This is a genomic window from Saccharopolyspora phatthalungensis (assembly GCF_014203395.1).
Taxonomy (GTDB): domain Bacteria; phylum Actinomycetota; class Actinomycetes; order Mycobacteriales; family Pseudonocardiaceae; genus Saccharopolyspora; species Saccharopolyspora phatthalungensis.
This window is the reverse complement of sequence record NZ_JACHIW010000002.1, coordinates 1,714,942-1,741,435: the sequence shown is the minus strand read 5'-3', so window position 1 is coordinate 1,741,435 and position 26,494 is coordinate 1,714,942. Positions and strand designations below refer to the sequence as shown.

Genomic DNA, 26,494 nt, shown 5'->3' with positions numbered 1-26,494 from the left:
GGTGGATTCCGTTCCTGGTGTGGGTCAGTGGTTGCTCGTGCGGTTGCGGCGGAGTGCCGCCGGTTGCAGGGACGGGGTATCGCGGCCGGTGTCTCGCTCGACGAAGTGCGTGCCCGGGTCGACGATTTCGTCGATTCGGTCGAGGATGTCCTCGCCGAGCTCGACGGTGGCGGCCTTGCGGTATGCCTCCAGATGCTCCAGCGTGCGCGGGCCGATGATCACGCTGCTGACCGCCGGGTGGCTGAGCGCGAACGCCACGGCCAGATCGACCAGCGTCAGGCCGTTGTCCTCCGCGAGCCGGGCCAGCGCGTCGGCGGCGGCCAGTTTGCGTTGGTTGCGCTTGAGTCCGATGTCGAATCGGCCGGGAACGAGGTCGGCGCGCGCCGACTCCGGTTGCTCGCCGCCGACGCGGTACTTCCCGGACAACCAGCCCGCGGCCAGTGGGCCGTAGCTGATCACGCCGACGCCGTACTTCTGCACGACGGGAAAGACCTCACGCTCGGCACTGCGAACGAGCAGGGAGTACGGCAGTTGCTCGGTGTGCGCGGCGATCAGTCCGTGCCGCTCGGCCAGCCAGTGCGCCTCGACCAGCTGGTGCGCCGCGAAGACCGACGTGCCGTAGTAGCGGATCTTGCCCTGGTGGATCAGGTCGTTGAGGGTCTGCAGCGTTTCCAGCAGGTCGGTGCGTGGATCGGGCCGGTGTGCCTGATAAAGGTCGATGTGGTCGGTGCCGAGCCGACGTAGGCTGTCCTCCACCGCGCGGAGGATCCACCGACGCGAATTGCCCGCGTGCCGGGGGTTGTCACCGATCTGGCCGTGGAACTTGGTGGCCAGGAAGACGTCGTCGCGGCGGCCCTTGATCGCTTTGCCGATGATCTCCTCGGACCTGCCCTGCGCGTAGACGTCGGCGGTGTCAATGGAGGTGATGCCGGCATCCAGGGCGGCCTGGATGATCCTGATGCTCTCGCCTTCCTCCTGCCACCGGCCGAAATTCATGGCGCCGAGCGTGAGCGGGGTGACCAGGACGCCGGTACGGCCGAGTGCGCGGCTGAGCTCGATGGTCATCAGGGTTCCTTTCGGTCGGTTCGTCGGGTGGGCGTCGACGGACTTGCATCCTCAGAAGAGGCCGGTCGTCGGCGGCTCCTCACCGGTCAGGTGATACGCACCCGCTACCGCGGCCTTCCACTGCCTGGGGTTGTGGTTGGCGACCGTGCGGGCGTTGCGCCAATGCCGGTCGAAACCGAGATCACGGTTGGTGATTGAGCCTCCTCCAACGTCGAAGAGCAGCTCGGCGGCGCGCAGCGCGGACTCGATGGCGATCACGCCGGTCTGCGCCACGGTGACCGCGGCCGCTGCGCCGGCGGCACGCGCCGCCGGACCGGTCAGACCACGCACGCCCTCCAGCGTTTCGGCGGCCAACACCACCGCCGCCCGGGCGGCCTGAGCCCGGGCGGCGATCTCGCCCACGGTCTCGCGCACATACGGGTCTTCGACGCTCTTGCCGGCTGTGCTGTGCTTGATCGGTCGGGCCTTCTTGCGGGCGAACCAGATCGCGTCGTCGAGCACCGCGGCGGAGATGCCTGCCTCGACCGCCGCCAGGTAGAGCTGGGCGAACGATCCCAGCCACGGGCTGTCCAGTTGGGCGTTGTCACGGGCCACGATCTCGTCCTCGCCGACCCGCACGTTCACCAGCCGCGTGGTGCCGCTCGCGGTCAGCCGCTGGCCGACCGCGTCGAAGTCGTCGAGCCGCTGCACGCCTTCGCGATCGACCGGCACCGTGAAGCCCAGCACGGTCCCGTCCTCGTCGCTGGCCGAGCCCGAGAACCACGAGGCGTAGAGCCCACCCGTCGAGTAGTACTTCTCGCCGTTGATGACGTACCCGTCGCCGGCACGCCGGATCGTGGTGTTGACCGACCCACTGGCACCGCCCGTGCGCTCGTTGGCGGTGCCGGCGAAGAGGTCGCCGTTGCGCAACCGCCGCAGGATCACCGCCCGGTTGGGCAGGTCGCGCAGGCTAGCCACCCGGTTGGCGATGAGGAAGCTGCCGCGCAGCGCTTGGGCCACGTTGGAGTCGGCCCGGGCGATGGCCAGGACCAGGTCGGTCACGTCCCGCAGCGAACCGCCTGCCCCGCCGTCTTCCTTGGCAATGCCGACCAGCGTGATCCGTTGCTCGGCGAGCGCCCGGACGTCGTCGAACGCGTAGTCGCGGGCGAGTTCTCGTTGACTCGCACTGACGTTGAGGCGCCGCAGGATCGGGGACACGGCGGCGCGGATGCCTTCGACGGTGTAGTCGACGCCGGCGGGACACACCGCGGTCGCGGACTCGGCCGTCAAGGTGTCTTGGGTGTCGATCAGTTCGGCGTTCACGTCAGCACCGCCGCGACCTCGCGCAGGCCCAACGCGGCCCGCAAGGTGGGCGGGGGCGGCGCGGTGGCGTCTGCGATCTGTGGCACCAATTCCCGCAGCACAGTCACCACCGCCGCGGTGCCACCCGCGGGTACCAGCTCGAAACCGTCCAGCCGGTGCTCGTCGGCCCAGGCGCGGAGCTCGTCACCGATGGCCGCCGGATCGTCCAGGGCGACCTCGACACGGCCGAGAAGCGCGACGTCCTCCCGGGAACGGCCGGCTTGCCGCAACGCTTCCGCGAGCGCGGCGTCGGCACCGGCGGCACCCGCCCGGTCAACCACGACGACGTCCGCGGACTCCGCCACCGCCGCCGGGTCGAGGGCACTTAGGTCGGCAATGACAACCGGGCGTCCCTGCACCGAGGACGGACCGTCCAGCGGACCCGCGACACGATAGAAGGCAGCTTCGTGGTTGATCGGCTTGATGAGTGCGTCCTCGACGACGAGGCCGGCCTCCTGGTCGCCGATCAGCGCCGCACGCGGGAAGGACTCCCACAGCCGGGTCAGCACTCGGGCGTACTCCCGCCAGCGCTGGGTAGGGTCGGTCGCGCTGGGGTCCGGAACGGTTGCTTCGCTCACCTCGTCGCCCCGGCCCGCCCGCAGGGCGACGCCGGTCCGGCCGCCGGTGGCCCGGTCCAGGGAGAGCACCCGGCGCGCGGTGTTGTAGGGCGCGTTGTGGGTCGTCTGGATCTCGACGACAAAGCCGACGCCGCCCTGGAGTCCGCCGAGGTAGGCGCCCACGACGGTCGGATCGAGTGAGCGGGGCGCCGCCCCGCCGTCGACGAGTCGGATCGCCGCGACCCCGACCTGTTCGGCCAACGCCGCGATGGCGCCCGCGTCCGCGAGTGACACCAGCGACTCGGCGCCGAACTGCCGGCTGCGAGGCTCGCCGACCGCAAGGGCGAGCTGGATGATCTTGCTCACCGGGCCGCCTCCAGGGCGCGGCGCTGGTACTCGGCGGCCGGCACTGCGGGAAGGCCAAGTCCGAGGTGCTCACGCAGCGTCGTCCCGTCGTACTCCCCGCGGAACAGGCCACGTCGCTGCAACTCGGGAATCACGTGGTCGGCGAAGTCGTCGAAGCCCGACGGCAGCACGTCGGGCATGACGTTGAATCCGTCCGCCGCGTCGGCACGGAACCACCTCTCGATGTCATCGGCGATCTGCTCCGGCGTCCCCACGACAATCCGATGACCGCCGCCGCCGGAGAGCTTCTTCAGCAGCCGACCGAGCGTCGGCCTCTCCTTGTCGATGATTTCCTTGACGACGCGGTAGAAAGTCTGCGAACCACCGGCCTCGTCGGGGTCGACGAGCAGTTCGGTCGGGATCGGTTCGTCGTCGCGTAGGCCGTCGAGGGAGATCCCGAGCTGGCCGGCCAGCCTGTCGCGGGCATAGGCACCGGGGAGGATGTCGTCCAGCAGCTGTCGGCGGGCCTTTGCCGCCGCCTCGGTGCTGCCCACGACGGTCGAAAGTCCGGGGAGAATCACGATTTCCTCGGGACTCCGCCCGAACTCGGCCGCGCGGTTGCGGATCTCGGTGCGGAACGCCCGGGCGTGGTCGAGGTCCTGATCGGCGGAGAAAATCACCTCACCGACCCGGGAGGCCAGCCGCCGCCCGTCGCCGGAACCACCGGCCTGGACGACGACCGGCCGGCCCTGTGGAGAGACGAGTTCGGTGCGCTCCGCCCAGTCGGCGATGACCCACTCGGTGAACTCGGCGGCGCGACGGTAGCGCAGCGCGTGCTCGGGCTCGCCGCTGCGGCCGAAGTTGCGCGCCGCCACCGGCCCCGCAGTGGTCACCACGTTCCAGCCGAAACGGCCACCGCTGACGTAGTCGAGATCGCCGAGGCGGCGCGCCAGTTCGACCGGGTCGTTGTAGGACGACGACAATGTCCCGATCAGGCCGATCCGCTCGGTCTGGGCGGCGATCCGCGCCAATACCGTGGTGGGCTCCAGATTGTTGCCGGTGCGGTGCTTGATGCTCGGGTCGAGCAACGGGCCGTCGGCCAGGAAGACCGCGTCGAGCTTGGCTTCCTCGGCCTTCTTCGCGATCGACGTGTAGTGCTCGATCCGGTAGCTGGCGGTGCCGTCGGTGTTCGGGAACCGCCACGAGCCACCGAAGACGCCCGCGTTGAGGATGTTGACGTTGATGTGTAGTTGACGTGACACGTTTGCTCTCCTTTAGCGCGCGTCGGCCGGGGCTAGCCGGGCTCCCGGGATCGCCTCCAGCAGCTCCCGGGTGTACTCGTGCCGCGGCGAGCGGAACACTTGCTCGACCGAGCCGGTCTCCACCACGGCACCGTCCTTCATCACCGTGACGTCGTGCGCGATGAGGCGTACGACGCCGAGGTCGTGGGTCACGAACACGTAGCTGAGCCCGAACTCGGCCTGCAGGTCGACCAGCAGCTGCAGAATCTGGGCCTGTGCCGACACATCGAGCGCGCTCACGGCCTCGTCGAGGACCAGGATCTCCGGGGTGAGCGCGAGCGCCCGCGCGATCGCGACGCGTTGCCGCTGACCTCCGGAGAGCTGGCTGGGGAGCCGGTGCAGGTAGCTCTCGTCCAGTGCGACCGCCTTCAGCAACTCGACCACCCGGGCCGTCTGTTCCTGCTTACTTGTCGCCAGCTTGAAGGCACGCAGCGGCTCCGCGATGATCTTGCCCACGGTGAACCGTGGGTCGAGCGAGGTGAACGGGTTCTGGAAAACGAACTGCAGATCCCGCCGGATTTCCCGTAGCTGGCCGCGGCTTAGGCCGGTCAGCACGCGATCGCCGATGCGTACCGTGCCGCCGTCCGCGGAGGTGAAGGCGGCCAGAATGCTCGCCAGCGTCGATTTGCCCGCACCGGACTCACCCACGATCGCGTGCGTGGTGCCCTTGCGTACCACCAGGTCGGCGGCGTCCAGCGCACGCAGCTCACGCCGCTGGCCCCGGCCGCGCAGGTGGTAGGTCTTGGTGAGCGCGCGCGCCTCCAGCACCCCCAGCGCGGTGGCCGGAACCGACCGGGCGCCGGATGCGGGCTTGAGCCGGCCGATGTGGCGCGCGGGGGCCGCGTCGAGCAGCCGGCGGGTGTAGTCGTTGGTCGCGTGCTCCAGAACGTGATGTACCGGGCCTTCTTCCACGATTTCGCCGTCCCGCATGACCAGGATCCGGTCGGAGCGGTCCAGCGCGACGCCGAGGTCGTGGGTGACCAGGAGGATGCCGATGCCGAGTTCCTCGCGCAGCAGCACCAGGTGGTCGAGGATGACTTTCTGGACGGTGACGTCGAGCGCGCTGGTGGGTTCGTCGGCCACGATGATCTTCGGCTTTCCCGCCAGCGCAATCGCGATGAGAGCGCGCTGTTTCATGCCGCCACTGAGCTCGTGCGGGTACTGCCGGAACACCCGCTCGGCGTCCTTGAGACCTGCGGTGCGCAGGCTCTCCAGCGCGGCCTCCTGGTGCGCCGCCGCATCGCTTGCCGCACGCTCGTTGAACCGGACCGCCTCGATCACCTGCTGCCCGATCTTCTTGGCCGGGTTGAGCGAGGTGTTGGGGTCCTGCGGGATGAAGCCCACGTGGTTGCCCCGTACCAGAGCCATCCGCTGGTCGTTCCAGCCGGTGACGTCGACGCCGGAAAAGGCGATGGAGCCGGCCCTGATCCGCGCGGAGCCCGGAAGCAGGCCCAGAGCGCCGTGAACCACGGTGGTCTTGCCCGAGCCGGACTCGCCCACCAACGACACGAACTCGCCCGGCGCCACGCGCAGGCTGACATCGCGGACCGCCCCGGTCCACCCGCGGTGTCCGGTGCGGTAGTCGATCGCCAGGTCGGTGATCCGCAGCAGCGCCTCGTCGTTTTCCACGGCAGCGGCGATCTTTCCGGTGACGGTGGCAGTGTCGTTCATCAGCCGTGGTCCTTCCGCAACGAGGTGCTGATCCGGTGGGTGGCGATCACGACGATCGCCAGCGCCGCACCTGGCAGGAGCGATATCCACGGGTAGACCGCCACGAAGTCACGGCCCTCCGCGACCAGGAGGCCCCATTCCGGCGTGGGCGGCGGCGCGCCGTAGCCGAGGAAGCCGAGACCGGCTACGGCCAGGATCGCGCTGCCGATTTCCAGTGCCGCCAGTGCGAGCACCGAGCTCAGCGAATTCGGCACGATGTGCCGGGCCAGCACGCCGAGCCGGCGGACCCCGAGACCGTACGCCGCGCGCACGTAGTCCCGGGAGACGACGGTGAGCACCTCGGCTCGCATGACCCGCGCGAACGAGGCGATGGACGAGATGCCGACCGCGAGGGCGATGTTGTTGGTGGAGTAGCCCAGTACGGAAACGATGACCATGGCGAGCAGCAGATTCGGGATCGCGAGGAACACATCGACCACCCGCATGATCGCGGTGTCGACTACGCCTCCGGCGAATCCCGCGCCCAGCCCCACGACGGTGCCGACGCCGAACCCGATGAGTACGGCGAACAGCGTGGCGGTCAGCGTGGTTCCCGCGCCAAAGACGCTGCGGGCGAAGAGGTCTCGGCCCAGCCGGTCGGTGCCGAACCAGTGTTGCGGGCTCGGTGGCGCGAAGCTGGCGTTGGGGTCGCCAAGGTAGGGGCTGTGGGCGGTGAAGACACTGGGGAAAAGCGCCCAGCCGACCGCGATCAGCAGGATCGCCCAGGCGACCAGCAGACCCGGCTTGCGGGCGATCTCGCCAGCGAGCTTGACCGTGCCGCGGGCGATTTCCACGGTTCGGCTGTCGGTGGGCGCGGTCAGGGCGTCGAGCTTGACGGTCATCAGGTCCTCCTCATGCCGCGCGGGCGGTGGAGACGGAGAGCGTGGCACGCAGGCGTGGATCCAGTAACGGGTAGATCAGATCCACGATCAGGTTGATCAGTGCGAAGGTGGCAGCCACGAACACGACGATCCCCTGCATCAGCGGGAGGTCCAGGGTGTTGATCGCGGTCTGCGTCATACGCCCGAGACCCTGGCGGGCGAAGACGGTCTCGGTGATGACCGACCCCGCGATGAGGTTGCCGAAGGTGACGGCGGCAATGGTCAACGCAGGCAGACTGGCGTTGCGGAAGACGTCACCGATGATGATGCGGCTGCGCGTGGCCCCCTTCGCCCAGCTCGTCGTGACGTAGCCGGAGCGGAACTCGGTGGCGAAACTGCGCACGAGCAGTTGCGCGATGGGGCCGGAAACCGGAATCGCCAGCGTGATCAGCGGCAGCACCAAGCCCCGCCAGCCCTGGTCTCCGAAGGAGGGGAACCAGGCGAGCCGGAATGAGAAGACCTGCAAGAGCAGGATCCCGGAAAGGAAGACCGGGACCGAGACCGAGGCCGTCGGCAGCGACTCGACCAGGTTGCGCAGCCACCGGTGCTGGGTCGAGGTCGCGATGAGCGCGATGCCGAAGGCGATGACCAGCGCAAGCAGCAGCGCCCCGACGGCAAGGATGAGGGTGTGCGGGAGGACGTCGACGACCACCGCGCTGACTGAGCGGCCCGACTGCACGGAGTTCCCGAAGTCGCCCCGCAGCGCGTGCCCCAACCGGCCGAGGTACTGCAGGATGACCGGCTCGTTGAAGCCATAGCCGTCCGCGACCTGCTTGCGCACCTCCGGAGGCACGGAGTTGACCTCAGCCGGGTCGAAGAGCAGATCGACCGGGTTGGCCGGGAGCACGAACAGGAGGATGAATGTCAGGGTGAACGCGGCCCAGACCACGAACACGGCCCGGCCGACCTTCAGGGCGACGTAGCGCAGCACGACTTTTCCTTTCGCCGCAGGGCGTTGCCCGCCCGGGAATCCCCGCATCCCGGGCGGACGGTCACTTTCCGTCGCTCTTCCATGCGTCCACGAAGTGGTTGCGGGATTGGGCGTCGAAGATGATCCCGTGCACGTAGGGCGCCTGGGCGATCACCTGCGACGGGTTGTAGACCGGGTTCACCAGCGCGTACTTGTCGAGCAGGATGTCCTGTGCCTCTTTGGCGTACTGCGAGCGCGCGGCCGGGTCGAGCGTGAGCTCAAGCTTGCCTAGGGCCTGCGTGACCGCGGCTACGTCGACCCCGGTGGAGTCCTTCGTGAGATACGCGCCGTTGCCGATCGACGGGCCGTACTGCAGGTTGAGGACTGCCGGGTCGTTACGCGAGCGGTTGGCGGCAGTGATGTTCCAGTCGGTCTTCGCTTTGGCTTGTTGGGCGGTGTAGTCCGGGATCGGTACGACGGTGAGCTGCAGATCGATGCCGATTTTCCGCAGGTCCTGCTGGATCGACTCGTAAGCGGGCTTGTTCACCACCAGGTTGTTGATGCCCAGCAGTTTCACGGTCAGCTTTTTGCCATCCTTGGCCCGGATGCCGTCGGGGCCCGCCACCCACCCGGCCTCATCGAGGATTCGGTTGGCTTGATCCGGGTCGTACTTCAGCACCGAGCCGCTGTAGTCGACGTACCCGGGCACCGACGGCTCGAGGATCGAGGTCGCGATCGAGTAGGAGTCGGTCAGGATGGTCTTCTGGACCGTCTGCCGGTTCCAGCCGAGCTGGATCGCCTTGCGGACCGCGATGTCGTTGGTCGGAAACAGCGAGCTGTTGAAGTCGAACCGGATTGCCGTACCGGAAACACCCCGGTGAATAATCTCGAAACCCTGTGCGGTCAAAGGCTTTTCATCGGTCGTACCCACGTCAAGGGTCGCGTCGACCGTGCCGGACACCAGCGAACCGGTGCGGACACTGGACTCCGGGATCGTGTTGAACACAATCCTGTCGAGATAGGCCTCACCCTCGTGGCGCAGCGCGGGCGGAGCCCACTTGTAGCCCTTGCGCTTGTCCAGGACGGTCTTGATCTGCGGCTCCCACGACTCGTACACGAACGGACCGGTGCCGATTACCTTCTTCGGGTCCGTCCGCTGCTCGGCGCTGAGCTTCAGCGTCGACAGCGACAGGAAACCCGGCTGCGCGTTGGCGGTGAAGGAGGAGGCCTGCAGGAAGCTCGCGAGCGGCTTGTCGAAGCGGACCACTGCGGTGTAGTCGTCCACGACCTTGGTCTCGATGTAGCCGGCCAGCAGGCTGGCGCCGTTGGGCAGGATGCCCAGTTTCGTGTCGCCATGCACATACTGGTCGAAGTTGGCCTTGACGACATCGGCGTTGAACGGCGACCCGTCGCTGAACGTCACGTCGTGACGCAGGTGGAACGTGAACTCGGTCAGATCCTTGTTGTATTGCCAGGACTCCGCCAGCCACGGCGTGATCTCGCCGGTTTTGGGGTCCTGCCAGGTCAACTTGTCGGTGATGTTGTTGCCGATCAGCGACTCGGCATAGTTGGAGCCCCACTGTGGGTCGGGACTGCGCTGGTAGTCGATCAGCGCGAATTGCAGCGTGCCACCCCGGACAGGCTCACCGGCGCCCGCGCCGGCGCCCGCACCGCCGCCCCGGGTTATGGCCAAGCCGATCCCTGCGACCAAAAGGACGGCGAAGGCGGCTGCCAGCCATCGCCACTTCTTGCGCGCGGGCACCGCGCTCTCGATGGAACTACGAAGGTCGGACATGGACTTCTCCCGTGCTCGAAGGGCAGCGAACGGCGACGCGAGGTAGCTACATCTGTCGTGGCCGGCAGACACACTTCTGCCGACCACGTTCGGATACCTCTGCCTTGGGATGGAAAAGGGCACACGGCACCCTCGATGGATGCACAGCGGCCCAGTCCTAATGGACTAAGTGGCCTCGCTGCCGGTGCGGGCACTCAGGCGCGAACGGTGCGGCGGCCAATCAGCGCTGACACAGCGCGCTAGCGGAGAACGCGAGGTCGACCTCGCGCCTGGACCATAAGAGTGACTCACGCACGATCTGAACTATAGGCCGCACAACAGCGTTCGCCAACGAAATCCCACGGGTCAAGATTTCGCGGCCGTGCCACCGAACCAGCCGTAACGCACGCTCAACCGAATCGTCACGATCGAGGACCTGCGGGAGCGATCGCGTCGAGGCGCCGCCTCCGAAGTGGACGCTGGTGACGGACGAATCGGGGATCGGCGGGCGATTTCAATGGAAATCAACCCGCCGGCAGCGTGGCGAAGCTGCGCACCGGGAAGGTCGCCAGCCCTCGGACCGCAGGGGGGACCGCGGTGAAGGTCGCCCCGGACGCGGGCAGCTGGTCGAGGTTGGTCAGGTGCTCGACGATGGGGATTTCGGCGGCAAGGAGCAGGGTGTGGGCGGTCCGGTGCTCGCCACTGGAAAGCTTTGCGGGATCGGGGAATCGGCCCGTCGCAAGGAAGCACACCGCGCATGCACCGCTACTGCGCCGCAGCGGTACGAATGCCTCCTGGCGGCTGTCTGCGGCCGTGGTAGCCGCAAAGCCCAGGGCGGCGGTCAGCTGGCTGCCGCTTCGGGACGCGTGCAGCGCGTTTCGCCCGCCGGGTCCCGTTGGGTGGGGATGAGGTCCCGGAGGTGTTCGCGATGCTGGGCGGGCAGTGCCTTGCCACCTGGTCGCGGTCTTCGGTCGATGTCCACGGTGGGCGGTGGGATGAAGACGGGTCTGCCGTCGTGCATCGCGATCTCCCACCGCTGGCTGTGCACGGTCCGGTGGTGGTGGCCGCATAGCATTGTCATGTTGGCCAGTTCGGTGGGGCCACCGTCGATCCAGCTTACGACGTGGTGGGCGTCGGGGGTTCCCGGCGGCCGGTCGCAGCCGGGAAAGGAACAGACACCGTCGCGCTGAAGCAGCGCGGCGCGAAGATGCGCCGGTGCGGTTCGCCTGGCCCGGCCGACCTCCAGCGGAAGCCCCTCGCCGTCGAGAACCATCGGCAGTACCTCGCTGTCGCAGGCGATGCGCCTGGCGTTCTCGGCGGTGATCGCACGCCCGGTGTTGAGCGTGCCGGGCATGCCCTGCTCATCGAGCAAGCCCAGCCCGCGTTTGAGGTCTTCGAAGTCGATGGTGATCGTCAGGTGCGGCCGTTGCCCACCGGCACGCGGCACCCCGTCGGAATCGATGGCCAGATCGAGCAACGCGGCGAAGCCGTCGGCATTGCGCTGCCCGGCACTGCGAGGATCCTTCTCCCCGTCGACCTCCGGACACGGGGCGGCCAGCGGCTCGATGAGCGCAACGAATTTCGCCCCGGTCTCGCGGTCCAGCCGGGCCTTGATGACCGTCATCCCGTCCCGAGAGGTCCCGTAATGCAGCTCCCGAGCCTCGTGCTGGTCCTCCTCGTCCTGGTAGGCCCCGTCCTGATCCAGCAGGTACCTGATTCGTTCGGCGATTGTCTCCAGCTCACGCGGCGGCACCTGGCGGGCGTAGCCGGCCAGGGTCGCTTCGACCTCACCCACCCAGTGACAACGGGCGTACTCGGGCAGCCGGCGAATGCCCGCCACGATCACCCGCGCATGCTCGACACTGATCGCCCCTTGCGACAAGGCGGCGGCGGTCTGGGGAAGCTCGGCGGGCATCGTCTCGCCATACAGCGAGGCCCGGTCCTCGACGTTGCGGGCGACCGTCACCCGGGTTGTGGCGTCCCGGTGGTCGATGTTGAGCAGTTCCCGCAACCACACCTGCATCGACCTCGCGCCACGCTCGGCATGCAGCCCCCGCCGGTCGGCCTCGGCGATGATCTGCAACTGCTCCATCATCACCATCCGCATGGCCTGCTCACAGCGCTGGATCCGGGCGATGAGCTCGGCATCCGAGCATGACACCACAGACGAGGGCGAAGACATCATCTCCGCGCTCGCGTCCCGGGTGTCCGTCAACGGTGCCATACCCTCATTCTCCCAGATTCGAACACCCATTCGCACGCTTTTCGGCATCGCTTGATCAGGTGAAAACCCCCACCGAAACCCCGAAAACCCCCACCCCACAACAAAAACCCTCCACGACACGCCGAAGGCGCCCTCCGGCACGACCGATCAAACCCTCACGGAACAACCCCAAGCCGACCGGGCACCAGTCCCAGCCACGACGGAATCCGCCACCCCGGCAACGCGACCCGCCGGTTGCGTCAGCCCACTCCGGGGCCATCCCCGCGATATAAAGCCGAACCGGGGCTGTGGGCCGGATGTCAAGCCTGAAACCTCGAAGAGGCGGCCGCCAGGCCGGGCTTGACCTCCGGAACACAGCCCCCACACTCCACCGATCGCGGGGATGGCCCATCCAACACCGAACCTCCCCCAGCCCCAACCCCCTCGAAAGGCGAGCGAATCATGCCAAGGCGCCCGGGAACCAGGTCAACCCGGAACCTCCCACGGCCCCAACCCCCTCAAAAGCCGCGCGAACCATGCCAAGGCGCCCCCAAACGATGCCAACACCGAACCTCCCACAGCCCCAACCCCCTCGAAAGCCGCGCGAATCATGTCAAGCCGCCCCCAAACCATGCCAACCCGAAAACCTCCCACAGCCCCAACCCCCTCAAAAGGCGCGCAAACCATGCCAAGGCGCCCCCAAACCATGCCAACCCGAAAACCTCCCACAGCCCCAACCCCCTCGAAAGCCGCGCGAATCATGTCAAGCCGGCCTGCAACTGCTCGGCACCGCCAAAAAACACGCCGCAACCAGGCAGATTCGCCTGGTCTTGGTGGCAAACGACAACGTCGCGGTGCAACGGGCGCTGCGAGCTGCCGGCGTCGCTGCCGAACCAACTGGATCCGCCGGCGGTGGCAACTCCCGGTAGCCGTGAACCATCTCGCGGTGGCGGCGTTCAGCCTCGCGCGGCGGCGACCTCGCAGGTAATGCGGGTAAGTTCCCGGACGTACTCGTCGTCGGAGCGGGTCAAAGGCACGACGACGGTCAGCACCCCGAGCAGGGTCGCCTGCCGGTACACCGGCGCGGAGACGGCCCAAGACTCGTTGGTCGACTCGCGAGCGCTGTACGCGTAGCCCTGGTCCCTGATCTGAACGCATTCGGCCCGGAGTTCGTCCAGCGTCCGGTGTTCGCCGCTGGAGGCGGGAAACCGGTTCACGCCGGCTGGCAACCCCAGCGGCTGGTCCTCCGCATGGCCGAAGGCGATCAGGGCCTTACCGGCGGCGCCGAGGTGGATCGGGCCGCGTTCCCCCGGCTGGCAGACCCGCCGCACGAGCCGGGTGGATTCCGCCGACTCGATGCAGAGCCGGTCGTGACCGGCGCGGACGAAGAACGCGCTCGTCTCGTCCACCAGGTCGTGCAGGGCCTGCACGGTGTCCACGGCGATCGACCGGATACCGGCCCACTGATCCGTCGCGGAGATCATCGCGGTGAGCTCGGGCCCCGGGATGTACGTGCCGTCGTCGTCCTGGTTGATGTAGCCGGTGGCCTTGAGCGTGCCGAGCAGGCGGGAGGCCGTGCTCAGGCTCACCCCGGAGTGTCCGGCCAGCGCCGTGAGCGTCTTCGGCCCGCGGGCGACCGCGGACAGCAGCGACAGCGCCCGGGTCACCGAGCGGACGCCCTGACCGTCCGCCGAATGCTGCTTACCGTCCATTGTGGATACCCGGCTTCCGATAGTGCCGCGCGCTTCGCGAACCTCGACCGTTTCGACAGATGGGAACCCTTGACTGCGGTTTGAGCACCTGCTCATACTACTGCCACACGGAAGCAGCACAACCATCTGGCGGAAATCGAGCCGTAATAATCCGGCTTTCCGCGACATGAACGGCGTCTCCATCGAGGCGGATCCGGACTTCCCACTTCCCCCGACGCTTGCCCGTCCCCGGAGGAACCCCTTGCCAGTCGTCAACCTCTCGCTCGAAGACCAGGCCCAGATCCACCGGCTGCTGGCCTCGGTCGCCTATGTTCTGGACGCACACGACTACGACCGGCTCGGCGAGGTGTTCGCCCCCGACATCCGTTTCGACAACCCCGGCCGGCTGACCGCCGAGGGCCTACCCGCGCTCATCGATGCGTTCAAGGGCATCGCCCAGCCGGCGCTGAGCCACCACATCACCAACGTGGTCGTCAGCCCCGAGGGGCCGGACACGGCGGCCTGCGTTTCCAAGGCACTCACACTGCGCTCGACCGGCGTCGTCACCGCTGCCGAGTACCGCGATGTCGTTCACCGCACGGACGACGGGTGGCGGATCTCCGCCCGCATTATCAGACCACTCGGCTAGCCCGCGGAAAGGTTGCTCACGTGCGCAGCTACGACGCCATCGTGATCGGGACCGGGCACAGTGGTCTGGTCGCGGCCTTCTATCTCGCCCGTGCCGGCTGGTCGGTGCTGATGCTGGAACGGCGTGATCTCGTCGGCGGCACGTGCGTCACCGAGGAGATCTTCGCCGGCTACCGCGGCAGCAGTGTGGCCAACGCGAGCCACAGCCTGGACCCGCGCATCCTGCGGGACATGGACCTCACCCGGTTCGGGCTCCGGTTCCGCCGTCCCGAACTGGGTTCGCTGACGATGTTCGCTGACGGGCGCGCCCTCGCACCGTGGCCGGACCGCGCGAAGCGGCGCTCGGAGATCGCGAAGTTCGCGCGTAGCGAGCGCGATCTCGACGGCTTCTACGGCGTGCTGGCCTTCTTTCGCGCGGTCGCCCAGCGGATGGACGTGTCGTTCTACGATCCGCCGCCCAGCCTCCCCGAGGTGGCCGCCCGATTCCGCACGCCGGCCCAGCAGCGCGCGTTCGAACAGGTGATGTTCGGCTCGGTCGCCGACATTCTGGAGGAACACCTCGATTCCCCGGAACTTCAGGCGTTTTTCGCCGGCACCGCGGTGGCGACCAACCTCGTCGGCCCGCGCACGCCCGGCAGCGCCTACCTGCTCCTGCAGCGTCCGCTGTGGGAGGAGTCGTTGCGCCGGGCGGGCTCCCACGAGGAAAACGACCTCATGATGCGCAACGCCGCACCGCTGGGCGGGATCGGCGCGATCACCGGCGCGATGGCAGAGGCCTGCCGCGCGCTCGGCGTGGAGATCCGTACCGGTGCCGAGGTCGCCAGGATCGTGTGCGAGCGCGGGCGGGCGGCCGGGGTCGCGCTCGCCGACGGCACCGAGTTCCGGGCCCGGCGGGTGCTGTCCAACGCCAGCCCCAAGCTCACGCTGACCCGATTGCTCGGGCCCGCCGACCTGGGTGATGACCTCTATCGGCAGGCCGAAGCGATTCCGATGAAGGGCTCCTCGGCGAAGGTGCATCTGGCGCTCGACGGCACCGCGCGATTCGCCGCCGCGACCTCCGACGAAGAGAACCTTTTGTTCCTGGGCACCAACTTCCGCGTGGCGCCGAGCATCGAGGTGCTACAGCAGGCCTACCACGAGGCGGTGGCCGGGCGGTGGCCGGAGCGCCCGACGATCACCGGGATGATCGACTCAGCCCACGATCCGTCGCTGACCCCGCCCGGCTGCCACTTCGTGAGCATCAGCGTCCGCGGCGTGCCCTACCACCTCGCGCACGGCACGTGGGACGAGCAGAAAGACGACCTCGGCAAGGCCGTCATCGCGACGCTGGAAGACCACATCCCGAACCTCTCGCAGGTGCTGGCCGACTACCACGTCTATTCGCCGGCCGACCTGGAGCGCGAGTTCGCGCTGCCCGAGGGCAACGGCGCGCACGGCGACATCGTGCCGGGCCGCATCTTCGACGCGCGCCCGATGCCGGGGTGCGCCGGCCAGCGCACCCCGGTCCCCGGGCTCTACCTGTGCGGTGTCGGCACCTGGCCCGGGAACTTCATGAGCGGTGTCACCGGCTACAACGCCGCGACGCAAATGCTGGCCGACGCCCGTTCCCCGGACCCGGCGGCCTGAATCCGCCACCACACACGGAAAAGAGGACCCGAGATGCACATCGGACGCGGCATCCCGCAGGGCAGGGAAACCGGGCTGCGATCGTCGACGACGACCGGCCAGGTCTGGTCGGACATCGTGCTCAACGAAGGCGGCACCCGCGCGCTCACCATGTATTTCGCGCCGGGTTCCCGGACGCACTGGCACCGCCACGAGGGCGGGCAGCTGCTTTACACCATCGCCGGCGAGGGCTGGATCCAGGAACGCGACGGGGAGTCCGCGACCCTCGGTCCCGGCGACGTGTGCTGGGCCGAACCCGGCGTCGAACACTGGCACGGTGCCGCGCCGGGAAGCCACCTGATCCAGCTCGCTGTCCACTTCGGACATATCGACTGGGGCTCGCAGGTCGGCGACGACGAATACCGCCTGCCATGAGCCGGGCCGTGGACGAAACGACCGTGCATCCCGGCCGCGCCGCCGTCGAACGCCTCATCGGCGACAGCCCCGCCCCGCTGATCGAAGGCCGGTCCCGGCCCGGCAGCGAGTGGTTCGACGTGCTGGCGCCCGCGACCGGTGACCGCCTCGCCCAGGTCTCCGAGGCGACCGCCGACGCCGCCTCGGCCGCGGTCGCCGCCGCCTCGGGCGCACTGCCCGGCTGGGCGTCGATGCCAGCCTGGGAACGGTTCGAGGTACTGCGGCGCGGTGTGGAGGCGCTGCGCGATGTCGTGGACGACCTGGCCGAGCTCATCTCCGCCGAGACCGGCAAACCGCTGACCGAAGCGCGCGGGGAGGCGGCGAACACGGTCCGCTTCTTCGAATGGTTCAGCCACGAAACCCTGCGGTTGCCGGGGGAGTACTGGCCGGAGGCCACCAGGGACCGAGACGCGGCGGTGCTGCGCGAACCGGTCGGCGTCGTCGCGGCGATCACCCCGTGGAACTTCCCGGCGTTCATGGTGGCCTGCAAGGTCGGTGCCGCGCTCGCCGCCGGCTGCACAGTCGTGCTCAAGCCGGCGGAGCAGACCCCGCTGACCGCGCTGGCGATCGCCGGCGTGTTCCACCGCGCCGGGCTGCCGGCCGGCGTCTGGAATGTCGTGCCCGCCGGACGGCCCGAGCGGGTTGGCGAGGTCCTGCTGACCGCTGCCGAGGTCGCGTGCGTCAGCTTCACGGGCTCGCGCGCGGTCGGGGAGTTGATGATGCGGACCGCGGCCGGCTCGGTCAAGCGCGTTCTGCTTGAGCTCGGCGGGAATTCGGCCGCAGTGGTGCTGGCCGATGCCGATCTCGAACTCAGCGCCGCGCAACTGGTGCGGGCTCGGTTCCTCAACGCGGGACAGGCATGCATGGCGGCCAACCGGGTTTACGCGGTCGAATCCGTCTACGACGAACTGGTCGCGCGGCTGGGGGAGCACACGCGAGCCCTGCGCGTGGGCGACCCGCGAAACGGCGAGACGAACCTCGGGCCGCTGATCGACCTCGCCGCCGTCGACCGTCTCGAAGGCCAGCTGGCCGCTGCGGTCGCGCAGGGCGCGGAGGTGCTCACCGGCGGACGGCGGCTGCGCGAGAACACCGCCAGCGCGTTCCTCGAACCCGCACTGGTCGCCGCCTCCGGTGACGCGCAACCCGCGGTGTTCGACGAGGAACTGTTCGGCCCGGCGCTGGCGGTGGTCCGCTGCCGCGACGAGGACGAGGCCGTGCGGCTGGCGAACGCGACCGAATACGGCCTCGCCGGTTACGTCTTCACCCGCGACCACCGGCGGGCGATCGCGGTCTCCCGCCGCCTGGTCGTCGGATCCGTTGCCGTGAACTGCGCGCTGATCAGCGAACCGCAGCTGCCCTTCGGCGGGGCGAAGGCGAGCGGAATCGGCCGCGAGCGCGGCCGTGCCGGGGTCGAGGAGTTCCTTGAGTTCAAGACCGTCCAGATCGGCGCCGGCTGACCCGCGCCGCGAGGCCGAAGACAGCCCAGCCCGCGCAGCCGAAGACAGCCCAGCCCGCGCAGCCGAAGACAGCCCAGCCCGCGCAGCCGAAGACAGCCCAGCCCGCGCAGCCGAAGACAGCCCAGCCCGCGCAGCCGAAGACAGCCCAGCCCGCGCAGCCGAAGACAGTAGAGGAGAGCCGCCTTGCCCGAAACCGACATGTGCGTCGTCAACGTCCAGGTGATCACCATGGACGAGCAGAACTCGATCGCGGAGGCATTCCGCTTCACCGACGGGGTCGTCGTCGCCGTCGGCGACCGGGAGAGCGTGCTGCGCGGGCCGGGGAATCCCGAGATCCTCGACGCTGGCGGGGCCACCGTGCTGCCCGGCCTCATCGACGCCCACTCGCACCTGGAGCTGCTGGCCTACGCGTGGGAGATCGCGGCCGACTGCCGGTCCGGCCGGGTGGGTTCGGTCGCGGGCATCGTGGAAGTGTTGCGGGATAAGGCGAACACCACCCCGGACGGCGAGTGGGTGCTCGGACAGGGCGAGCACTACCAGCACCTCAAGCTCACCGAGGGCCGCTACCCCGACCGGCACGACCTGGACCAGGTCAGCGACGCGCACCCGGTCATGTACCGCGCCAGCTACCACCTCAACGTCTTCAACTCCTTCGCCCTGCGCTTGCTCGGCGTCGACGGCGACACCCCCGACGCCCCGGGCGGCCGGATCGAGCGGGACGCCGCCGGGGTCGCGACCGGGCGGACCTACGACATGTTCGCCGCGCTGGGCGGGCCGCAGCCGCCCCTTGACGTTCTCCGGGAAGGGATCGAACGGGCGCAGCAGCGCTACCTCAGCGTCGGTGTCACCGCGCTAGGAGACATCATGCTGCACGCGGAGGGACTTGACGCGCTGCTCCACCTCGCCGGTCAGGGCGACCTGCTGCTGCGCACGAGTTCGTACCCGAAGCTGCCCACCGTCGTCTCCGCTGGTGATGTGACCTCTGCGGGTTTGCGCGAGAGGTTCGCCGCGGTCGACCCGGCGCGGCTGCGGTTCAGCGGCGTCAAGATCTTCCTCGACGGTGGGCTGACCGCGGGCGCGGCCGCGCTCCTCGACGACTACCCCGGCCAGCCGGGCTACCGCGGCGAACTGGCCTACACCGACGACGAGGTGCGCGAGATCGTTCGCCTCGTCGACGAAGCCGGTCTGCAGATCGCGATGCACGCGATCGGCGACCGCGCACTCGATCAGGCCATCGACGCCGTCGAGGCGCTGTCCGAGGCCCGGCAGGGAGTGCTCCGGCACCGGATCGAGCATGCCGGGAACATGTTCATGACGGCGGAGAGGATCAAGCGGCTCGTGCAGGCCAGGATCGTCCCGGTGCCGCAGCCGGCGTTTCTGCTCACCACCGCGCCCGGATACATCAAGCACCTCGGGCGCGAACGCATCGGCACGGTGATGCCGTTCCGCACGCTGATCGATGCGGGCCTGCCCATTCCCGGCAACTCCGACGCCATCGGCATCACCGCCGAGCAGCATCACCCGTTCCTCGCGATGCAGGCCGCGGTCGTGCGCCGCAGCCAGGACGGCGCGCTGCTCGACCCGCAGGAGGCGGTCACCGTGCAGGAGGCGATCGCGATGTACACGCGGTGGGCGGCCTATTCGCTGGGCCGCGAGACCGAGATCGGCTCGATCGAGCCCGGCAAGCTCGCCGACTTCGTGATCACCGGAGTCGACCCGCTGACCGCGCCGGACCTGGGTGCCGTCACCGTCGAGTCCACCTGGATCGGCGGCCGGAAGGTCTACTCGCGATGACCGCGCCGCCGCAGATCCATGTCGCCGTGAAGCCCGGCCTCGGCCGTTCCCTGCGCGGAAACTGGCTGTGGCTGTGCCTGCCGGCCGGGCTGTTGATCGTCGTGGTCTACCTGCTGCCGCTTGGCGTGCTGCTGGTCGAGAGCTTCACGACGCCGAGCGTGGGCCTGGACAATTACCGCGCCGTCTTCGAGAACTTCGGGTACGTCCGGACGATCCTGCGCACCCTCGGGATCTCGGCGATGGCCACCGTGCTGAGCCTGCTGCTCGGCTACCCGCTGGCCCACGTGATGGTGACCGCGAGCCCGCGCTGGCAGAAGTTCCTGCTGCTATGCGTGATCACGCCGTACGTCACCAGCGTTTTGGTGCGCAGCTTCGCGTGGCAGGTGATCCTCGGTCGGCAGGGGTTGCTGAACAAGCTGAGCGAGGCGCTTGGGCTGGGCACGCACGACCTGCTGTTCAGTCCGTTCGCGGTCGCGGTTGGGCTGACGCATTACGTGCTCCCGCTGATGATCCTGCCGCTGACCAGCGTGATGCGGCAGGTGCCGCGGAACCTGGTGCCGGCGGCCGAAAGCCTCGGCGCCGGTCCGGCCACTGCCTGGGTCCGGATCTACCTGCCGCAGACCAAACCGGGCATCGAAGCGGGCGTCGTGCTCTGTTTCGTCTACGGCGTCGGTGCTTTCGTCATCCCCGCGATCCTGGGCGGCAATTCGGGCGCGATGCTCGGCGTGACGATCCAGGGCGCGATCGCGCAGCGGGCCGACTACGGGTTCGCCGCGGCCGCGGCCACCCTGCTCGTGATCTGCGTCCTGCTCGTCGTGGCGTTCTACAAGTGGCGTTTCGGTGGCAGCCTGGAAACCCTTGCGGCGCCACGGAACACGGCCCGCTCTGGTGCCGCCATCCCGGGCCGGACGTCGTCCGGGCGGCTAGTCCGGCTGCTGGCCGTGCTGGTGCGGCCTCTCGACACGAGCGGCCTGTCGCGTGCCGGCTGGATCCTCAAGGCGTACAGCCTCGTCGTCGGCTTGCTGCTCCTGCTGCCGCAGTTCATCGCGATCCCCGTGTCGCTGTCGTCGTCGCGCGCGATGGTCGTGCCGCCACCGGGCTGGTCGCTGCAGTGGTACCGGAACCTGGCCGACCCGAGCTGGTGGGCACCGATCGTCACCTCGCTCCAAGTCGCCGCCGTCGTCGCGGTGCTCGCGACGACGCTGGGCACGCTCGCCGCCCTCGGCGTCAGCCGCAGCGGCCTGAGCAGGCTCGGCGGGCTGGCCAACACCCTGATGCTGATGCCGCTGCTGTTCCCCACGGTGGTGGCCGCGGCGGCGATGTTCGTGGCGTTCCTCCCGCTGTACCTCACCGACACGCGCACCGGCCTGATCCTCGCCCACACCGCGCTCGCCCTCCCGTTCGCGTTCGTCGTGGTGCTGGCAAGCGCGCGCAAGCTCGATACGAAACTGGATCAGGCGGCGGCGAGCCTCGGCGCGCGCGCCCGGCAGCGGCTGACCCGGGTGGTGCTGCCGCTGCTGCGCCCCTCCATCATCGTCGCCCTGTTCCTCACTTTCATGAATTCGTTCGACGAGACCCCGGTGGCGATTTTCGTTACCGGCGTGCGGGTCAGCACGCTGCCCGTGCAGATGTACGACTCGTTGACGATCCAGAGCGACCCGACCATTGCCGCGGCGGCCGTGGTGATCATGGCCCTGGCCGGGCTCGGCATCGGGCTGGCACCCCGGCTCGCGGCCGCCGGCCGCCGCACGTCCCGGAAGGGTGGAACGAAGTGACAAGCGTGATCACCGATACGACGAAGACCCGGCGCGGCGCGGTGAGCCTGCGCAAGCTGACCAAGGACTACGCGGGCTCGCGGGCGGTTGACGGTATCGACCTGGACATCCCGGCCGGCGAGTTCTTCACCCTGCTCGGCCCTTCGGGCTGCGGCAAGACCACGACGCTGATGATGCTGGCGGGCTTCGTCGAGCCCTCCGGCGGCAGCGTGGTCATCGACGGTCGCGACGTCGCGCATGTCCCGCCACCCGACCGCGACATCGGTGTCGTGTTCCAGAACTACGCGCTGTTCCCGCACCTGACCGTGTTCCAGAACCTGGCTTTCCCGCTGGAGATGCGCCGGCTCGGCCGCCCGGAGATCGCCCGCCGGGTCGGCGAGGCGCTGAAGCTGGTCCGGCTCGAACAGTGGGCCGACAGCTATCCGGGCCAGCTCTCGGGCGGCCAGCAGCAGCGCGTCGCGGTCGCTCGTGCGGTCGTGTTCAACCCGCCGGTCCTGCTGATGGACGAGCCGCTCGGCGCACTGGACCGCAAGCTGCGCCTGCAACTTCAGCTGGAGATCCGCAGCCTGCAACGAGAACTGGCATTGACCGTCGTGTACGTGACGCACGACCAGGACGAGGCCATGTCGATGTCGGACCGCGTCGCGATCATGCGCGAGGGCCGGATCGAACAGATGGGCACGCCCGCGGAGCTGTACGAGACGCCGGTTTCGGTCTTCGTCGCCGACTTCCTCGGTGACAACAACACAATCCCCGCGCGGGCCGCGGACGACAGGCACGTCATGGTCGGCGATGTCGCGCTGCGAACACCGGCGCACGGGCTGGCCCGCGACGCGGACTGCGTGGTGCTGATCCGGCCGGAACGGGTCCGCATCAGCGATGCGCCGGCGACGTTTTCCGGGGTCGTGCACGACGTCGTCTACCTCGGCAGCGCCAGCCAGTACGAAATCGACGTGGCCGGCGCCGGTCGGCTGCGGTGCGCGGTGAGTCACAACGGAGGCCACGCGGTATGGGAGCCCGGCCGGCGCGTCGGCGTCGAGCTGCCGGCGGACTCCGTGCACGTGATGCCTGGCGATCCCACCTCGAAGAAAGAGTGATGAAAATGGACCTTCACACGCCGTTCGGACGCCGAGGCTTCCTGCGCCTCGGGGCGATGACCACCGGTGCGGTGCTCGGTGGCGGAGGGGTGGCCGCCCTGCTCACGGGCTGTGGTGGCGGCGATGCGAGCTCGCTGATCTACGCCGGATATGGCGGGTCCTATCAGAACGGCATCAAGTCGGCCATGTTCGACCCGTTCGGCAAGGCGACGGGGATCGGCGTCAAGTACACCGCGGACGCCAACGACGTCACGAAGCTGATCTCCATGGCCACCGCGGGCCGGTCGCAGAACGACGTCGCCGACGCGCAGGGCCCCGCTTTCGCCCAGCTGCGGTCCAACAATGCGCTGGAAAAGCTCGACCGCGCCGTGGTGACGCGGGACGACGTGGTCGATGCCAGCCTGATCACCGACTACAGCATCCCGTACTACCAGTTCAGCCACAACATCTTCTGGAACACCTCGCTGGTGTCCGGGAAAATGAACTCGTGGGCCGATGTCTGGGACGTGAATCGGTTCCCGGGCAAGCGCGGTTTCCAGCAGCTGCCGTGGTTCACCCTTGAGATCGCGCTACTGGCCGACGGGGTGGCGATGGACCGGCTCTACCCGCTGGACGTCGACAGGGCCTTCCGCAGCCTCGACCGGATCAAGCCGCACTCAGTGTTCCTCGACAACAACTCGCTCACCAACGCCGTCTCGACCGGCGAACTCGTCACCGCGGACCTGAACCTGTCCCGCGTGCAGACGATGCAGAAGAGCGGCGTCAAACTCGAATACATCTGGAACCAGACGATGGTCGACGTCGAGCAACTCGTGGTGCTGCGCGGCGGGGCGGGCCGCGACTCGGCGATGAAGGCCGTCCAGTACTCGCTCGACCCGGACACCCAGCTGCGCATCATGCGCACCCTCGGCTACACACCGACGTCCAAGGCCGCGCTGGCCCAGATTCCGACCGAGGACGCGAAGAACCTACCCGGCACGGCGGAAACCGTCGGCCAGAGCTTCTACCTGAACTCGTCCTGGTGGGCGGAGAACTACCGGACGGTCTCGACGCGGTTTTCCAGCTGGCTGACGTCGTGAGCAGCGGGGTTCTAGCGCTGGCTGCCGCGCCCTCAGACCGCAGGTAGGCCAGCGTGCAGTATGGCGCGAGTCCGGAATTCCCTGTTCCGTGCTAAGACGATCATTGCTCTGGTGCGACGATGTGCCGGAATGACGGGTGCCGCAGGCGTCCGTCGGCGGTTCGTTCTCGATAGCTGATTTCGGCGGTGACCACTGGTTCGATCCATCGGGCGTAGCGGGCGAACTCCTGCGGGACGGCGTCGGCGAACGGACTTGCCGGTCGGCTGAGCTCGTCGAGTCCTTCGGCGAGTACCTTCCGGTCTCGGTCGGAGAATCCGGTGCCGACGTGGCCGGCGTAGCGCAGGGTGCCGGTCTGGTCGTAGAGGCCGACCAGCAGCGAGCCGACTAGGTGGCGGTACCGGCCGCTGCCGGGTACCCATCCGCCGATTACCACGTCGGTGGTCGTGCGGATCGCGGTCTTGATCCAGTCCGGTGAGCGTTTTCCGGGTATGTATCGGGAGTTCAGGCGCTTGGCGACGATCCCTTCGAGGTGGTGTTGGCGGGCGATCTCAAGCATCTGTGCCGGGCTGACGTCGGTGTAGTAGTCCGGCACCCGGATCGGGCCGCGTTCCAGTCCGAGCGTGGTGAGCCGGTCGCGGCGATCGAGGTAGGGCGTGGCGAGCAGGTCGGCGCCGTCGAGGTGGAGCAGGTCGAAGAGATACAGGCAGACCGGCACATCACGCAGTACGGCAGTGGTGGGCAGGGGGCGGTGGATCCGGTCCTGCAAGCGGACGAAGTCGGGTTGGCCGCTCGTGCCGAGGGCGACGATCTCGCCGTCCAGGACCACTCGCCGGGTGCCGATGACCTCGGTGAGGGCTCGGAGTTCGGGAAACGACGTCGTCACGTCGCGGCCCGAGCGGCTGATCACCCGGATACCGTCCGGCCCGGCAACGACCAGGGCTCGCATGCCGTCCCATTTGATCTCGGCGGCGAAGCCGGGACTGGTTGGTGGGGATCCCGCGGTGGGCAGCATCGGGCCGCGTGCCACCCACGCGGGTACCTGCGGTTGCGCTGCCATGTGGTGAGCCTGCGCCGCGGTGACCGCAGTCGCCAGTGGGTGCTGCAGTTGGCATGCCGCCTACGCCGGGACGGCGTAGGCGACGATGTTGTGGTCGTACTGGCGCGTGCTGTCGTCGAACGTTCCTCCGCAGGTGATCAGCACCAGACGGGGACGGCCGGTACGGTCGAACACATCTTCCGGCAGGGATTCCTTGGGATAGCTGCGCACTGCCTCTATCCGGTACCGGAGCGCGGCTTGCGCGGTAGTAACCGTGACGGGATCGCCTGGCTCAAGATCGGCCACCCGGAACAACGCCCCCGGGCCGTCGCGGCGGCTGTCGACGTGCCCGGCCAGCACGACGGTGCCGTGCCGAGAACCGGGTGCGACGCCCGCGCTCCACCACCCGACGACGCCGGGTGATTCGGGCACGCCTAGCTGACGGTCCGGCCCCGGCAACACCGGTCGGATCGGCGCGTCGACGCCCAAGGGCGGCAGCCGCACCCGTTGCGGCACCTGGTTCGGCGACGCCGGCACCGGCTTCTCCTGCGCCGCTGCGGGTGCTGAGGAACGTTCGGTATGGGCGACCGGGACTGTTCCGGTGTGTGGCAGTCTCGGGCCGCTGGTCAGAGCATGGCCGAGTCCCAATGCCCCGACCATTAGGCCGAGCGCCAGCAAGATCTCTGGCACTCGGTGGTGCCGTGACCTCATTCGAGACGCTGTCGCCGGCGCAGCAGCACCACACCGGCACCAGCGGCCATGGCCAGACCGGCTACCACCAAGCCTAGGTCGGCGGCGCGGGGATGTGCTTGCTCCACGAAGCCGCCGGATCCGGTGTTGGCGCCCTTGGGCGCAACGCCGAGGGCCTTCGCGGCCGCCTCGGCATCGCTAAGGTGTTTGAGGACTACCGGGAGGAAGTCTTTGGCGTAGTTCTGCACGTCAGCATCGTGACCAGAGGCGATTTCGGCGCGTGTTTGTGTTGCCGCCTCTTGGTGTCCCGCGATCTGCGCCTGCAGGTAGGTGGTGTCGAACATGGCGCCGGACGCGCTTTCGAGTTGGTGTCCGATACCCTGCTGCTCCGCATTCGGCGACGATGGCAGCATCGCGCCCTTCTGACTGGCCAACTGTTCGAGCTTGCTCTGCGCGCTCTGGTGATCGGTAAGCGTTTCCTGTGCCAGTGACCGGACCTGCGCCGTAGCTGCCTTCTGCAGCGCCAGTTTGCCTATAGTGATCTCCGCCAGGTTCACCTGCGCGACCTGTGTCATGAAAGCCGTGTCCTGCTGGGCCAATGCGGCCGTGGCGCTTCCGGAGGACTGCTGAGCCGGGTCGATCGACCACGGAGCCGCGTGGGCCGCACCGCTGGGTACCGCCAACGCCACTACCACGGCCGCACCGCCCAACGCCGCTGCAGCGCATCTACTCATCCTGGTCCCCCTTCTCCCCACTGGTCAGGAACAATTACGGTGCAGGGCGATTCCGCACGCCGCAACAGAAGCTGCATCGGTCAGTTGATCAGGCGGAGGCGGGCATTGCGGTGAGGCTCGCTGAGGGTTCGGTGGCGCCGTTGCCGTTCCTACCCGCGGGCCCGATGGCTGCTCAAATTCGCCGAAACGAGTGAGTAGCCAGGCACGGCGGACGACCGTCGCTAAGCGGGTCGATTTCGATGGAAATCCGCCCGCCGATTTCCATCGAAATCGCCATTTCACGTCGAGCGCGTTGCACCCGACGGCGGAGCATCGGGGGGCGGTGCG

General features: G+C 68.5%; 22 protein-coding genes. 8 read left to right on the top strand and 14 right to left on the bottom strand.

All coding sequences use genetic code 11. The features are described from left to right. Positions 1-24: 24 nt before the first annotated feature. The 11 genes from BJ970_RS33820 to BJ970_RS33770 form a co-directional block, all read right to left on the bottom strand. Positions 25-1,065 (bottom strand): aldo/keto reductase, encoded by a 1,041-nt coding sequence (locus BJ970_RS33820; protein WP_184731785.1) that lies wholly within the window; start codon positions 1,063-1,065, stop codon positions 25-27. A gap of 51 nt (positions 1,066-1,116) precedes the next feature. After that, positions 1,117-2,367, bottom strand: coding sequence for an acyl-CoA dehydrogenase family protein (locus BJ970_RS33815; protein WP_312864597.1), 1,251 nt, complete (start codon positions 2,365-2,367; stop codon positions 1,117-1,119). Then, the gene (locus BJ970_RS33810; protein WP_184731783.1) at positions 2,364-3,329 is read right to left on the bottom strand and encodes an LLM class flavin-dependent oxidoreductase; all 966 of its coding nucleotides are present in this window, start codon (positions 3,327-3,329) and stop codon (positions 2,364-2,366) included. The genes BJ970_RS33815 and BJ970_RS33810 overlap by 4 nt, the downstream gene beginning before the upstream one ends. After that, complete coding sequence (locus tag BJ970_RS33805; protein ID WP_184731781.1) at positions 3,326-4,570, bottom strand: LLM class flavin-dependent oxidoreductase; 1,245 nt, start codon at positions 4,568-4,570, stop codon at positions 3,326-3,328. Before BJ970_RS33805 ends, BJ970_RS33810 begins: the two co-directional genes overlap by 4 nt. A gap of 12 nt (positions 4,571-4,582) precedes the next feature. Further along, complete coding sequence (locus BJ970_RS33800; RefSeq protein ID WP_184731778.1) at positions 4,583-6,280, bottom strand: dipeptide ABC transporter ATP-binding protein; 1,698 nt, start codon at positions 6,278-6,280, stop codon at positions 4,583-4,585. Further along, positions 6,280-7,161, bottom strand: a complete 882-nt coding sequence (locus BJ970_RS33795) for an ABC transporter permease (protein WP_184731777.1) — start codon at positions 7,159-7,161, stop codon at positions 6,280-6,282. The genes BJ970_RS33800 and BJ970_RS33795 overlap by 1 nt, the downstream gene beginning before the upstream one ends. A gap of 10 nt (positions 7,162-7,171) precedes the next feature. Next, positions 7,172-8,131, bottom strand: a complete 960-nt coding sequence (locus tag BJ970_RS33790; protein WP_184731775.1) for an ABC transporter permease — start codon at positions 8,129-8,131, stop codon at positions 7,172-7,174. Positions 8,132-8,192: 61 nt separating this feature from the next. Beyond that, a complete protein-coding gene (locus tag BJ970_RS33785; protein WP_184731773.1) occupies positions 8,193-9,905 on the bottom strand; it encodes an ABC transporter substrate-binding protein in 1,713 nt (570 codons plus the stop codon). Positions 9,906-10,408: 503 nt separating this feature from the next. Beyond that, positions 10,409-10,636, bottom strand: coding sequence for a cyclase family protein (locus BJ970_RS33780; protein ID WP_221468375.1), 228 nt, complete (start codon positions 10,634-10,636; stop codon positions 10,409-10,411). A gap of 89 nt (positions 10,637-10,725) precedes the next feature. Then, complete coding sequence (locus BJ970_RS33775; RefSeq protein WP_184731771.1) at positions 10,726-12,108, bottom strand: HNH endonuclease signature motif containing protein; 1,383 nt, start codon at positions 12,106-12,108, stop codon at positions 10,726-10,728. A 935-nt stretch (positions 12,109-13,043) separates the two neighbouring features. Then, a complete protein-coding gene (locus BJ970_RS33770; protein WP_184731769.1) occupies positions 13,044-13,799 on the bottom strand; it encodes an IclR family transcriptional regulator in 756 nt (251 codons plus the stop codon). A gap of 241 nt (positions 13,800-14,040) precedes the next feature. Between BJ970_RS33770 and BJ970_RS38540 the strand changes: the two genes are divergently transcribed. The 8 genes from BJ970_RS38540 to BJ970_RS33725 all read left to right on the top strand — a co-directional run bounded on the left by BJ970_RS38540 (position 14,041) and on the right by BJ970_RS33725 (position 23,707). Next, positions 14,041-14,427, top strand: a complete 387-nt coding sequence (locus BJ970_RS38540) for a nuclear transport factor 2 family protein (RefSeq protein ID WP_184731767.1) — start codon at positions 14,041-14,043, stop codon at positions 14,425-14,427. 20 nt (positions 14,428-14,447) lie between these two features. Beyond that, on the top strand, positions 14,448-16,052 hold the full coding sequence (locus tag BJ970_RS33760) for a phytoene desaturase family protein (protein ID WP_184731765.1): 1,605 nt from the start codon (positions 14,448-14,450) through the stop codon (positions 16,050-16,052). A gap of 33 nt (positions 16,053-16,085) precedes the next feature. After that, complete coding sequence (locus BJ970_RS33755; protein WP_184731763.1) at positions 16,086-16,466, top strand: cupin domain-containing protein; 381 nt, start codon at positions 16,086-16,088, stop codon at positions 16,464-16,466. 8 nt (positions 16,467-16,474) lie between these two features. Further along, complete coding sequence (locus tag BJ970_RS33750; protein ID WP_184731761.1) at positions 16,475-17,962, top strand: aldehyde dehydrogenase family protein; 1,488 nt, start codon at positions 16,475-16,477, stop codon at positions 17,960-17,962. A 183-nt stretch (positions 17,963-18,145) separates the two neighbouring features. Further along, on the top strand, positions 18,146-19,756 hold the full coding sequence (locus BJ970_RS33740; RefSeq protein ID WP_184731759.1) for an amidohydrolase: 1,611 nt from the start codon (positions 18,146-18,148) through the stop codon (positions 19,754-19,756). Then, complete coding sequence (locus tag BJ970_RS33735) at positions 19,753-21,531, top strand: ABC transporter permease subunit (RefSeq protein ID WP_184731757.1); 1,779 nt, start codon at positions 19,753-19,755, stop codon at positions 21,529-21,531. Before BJ970_RS33740 ends, BJ970_RS33735 begins: the two co-directional genes overlap by 4 nt. Then, positions 21,528-22,628, top strand: a complete 1,101-nt coding sequence (locus tag BJ970_RS33730; protein WP_312864596.1) for an ABC transporter ATP-binding protein — start codon at positions 21,528-21,530, stop codon at positions 22,626-22,628. Before BJ970_RS33735 ends, BJ970_RS33730 begins: the two co-directional genes overlap by 4 nt. 5 nt (positions 22,629-22,633) lie before the next feature. After that, the gene (locus BJ970_RS33725; RefSeq protein ID WP_184731755.1) at positions 22,634-23,707 is read left to right on the top strand and encodes an ABC transporter substrate-binding protein; all 1,074 of its coding nucleotides are present in this window, start codon (positions 22,634-22,636) and stop codon (positions 23,705-23,707) included. Positions 23,708-23,807: 100 nt separating this feature from the next. Here BJ970_RS33725 and ligD read toward each other — a convergent pair whose 3' ends face one another. From ligD to BJ970_RS33710, 3 genes are read right to left on the bottom strand one after another with little or no spacing between them, the layout of a single operon-like run. After that, positions 23,808-24,764 (bottom strand): non-homologous end-joining DNA ligase, encoded by a 957-nt coding sequence (ligD, locus tag BJ970_RS33720; RefSeq protein ID WP_246471940.1) that lies wholly within the window; start codon positions 24,762-24,764, stop codon positions 23,808-23,810. Positions 24,765-24,824: 60 nt separating this feature from the next. Beyond that, entirely contained in the window at positions 24,825-25,433 is a 609-nt protein-coding gene (locus BJ970_RS33715) for a class F sortase (protein WP_184731753.1), read from the bottom strand. A gap of 17 nt (positions 25,434-25,450) precedes the next feature. After that, on the bottom strand, positions 25,451-26,167 hold the full coding sequence (locus BJ970_RS33710) for a DUF4142 domain-containing protein (RefSeq protein ID WP_281399669.1): 717 nt from the start codon (positions 26,165-26,167) through the stop codon (positions 25,451-25,453). Positions 26,168-26,494: the final 327 nt, after the last annotated feature.

Bases quoted from the DNA above. Each gene is read 5' to 3' on its own strand.
- BJ970_RS33820 (WP_184731785.1), bottom strand. From the start codon at position 1,065: ATGACCATCGAGCTCAGCCGCGCACTCGGCCGTACCGGCGTCCTGGTC.
- BJ970_RS33800 (WP_184731778.1), bottom strand. From the start codon at position 6,280: ATGAACGACACTGCCACCGTCACCGGAAAGATCGCCGCTGCCGTGGAA.
- BJ970_RS33795 (WP_184731777.1), bottom strand. From the start codon at position 7,161: ATGACCGTCAAGCTCGACGCCCTGACCGCGCCCACCGACAGCCGAACC.
- BJ970_RS33785 (WP_184731773.1), bottom strand. From the start codon at position 9,905: ATGTCCGACCTTCGTAGTTCCATCGAGAGCGCGGTGCCCGCGCGCAAG.
- BJ970_RS33775 (WP_184731771.1), bottom strand. From the start codon at position 12,108: ATGGCACCGTTGACGGACACCCGGGACGCGAGCGCGGAGATGATGTCT.
- BJ970_RS33770 (WP_184731769.1), bottom strand. From the start codon at position 13,799: ATGGACGGTAAGCAGCATTCGGCGGACGGTCAGGGCGTCCGCTCGGTG.
- BJ970_RS33755 (WP_184731763.1), top strand. From the start codon at position 16,086: ATGCACATCGGACGCGGCATCCCGCAGGGCAGGGAAACCGGGCTGCGA.
- BJ970_RS33735 (WP_184731757.1), top strand. From the start codon at position 19,753: ATGACCGCGCCGCCGCAGATCCATGTCGCCGTGAAGCCCGGCCTCGGC.
- BJ970_RS33725 (WP_184731755.1), top strand. From the start codon at position 22,634: ATGGACCTTCACACGCCGTTCGGACGCCGAGGCTTCCTGCGCCTCGGG.
- ligD (WP_246471940.1), bottom strand. From the start codon at position 24,764: ATGGCAGCGCAACCGCAGGTACCCGCGTGGGTGGCACGCGGCCCGATG.
- BJ970_RS33710 (WP_281399669.1), bottom strand. From the start codon at position 26,167: ATGAGTAGATGCGCTGCAGCGGCGTTGGGCGGTGCGGCCGTGGTAGTG.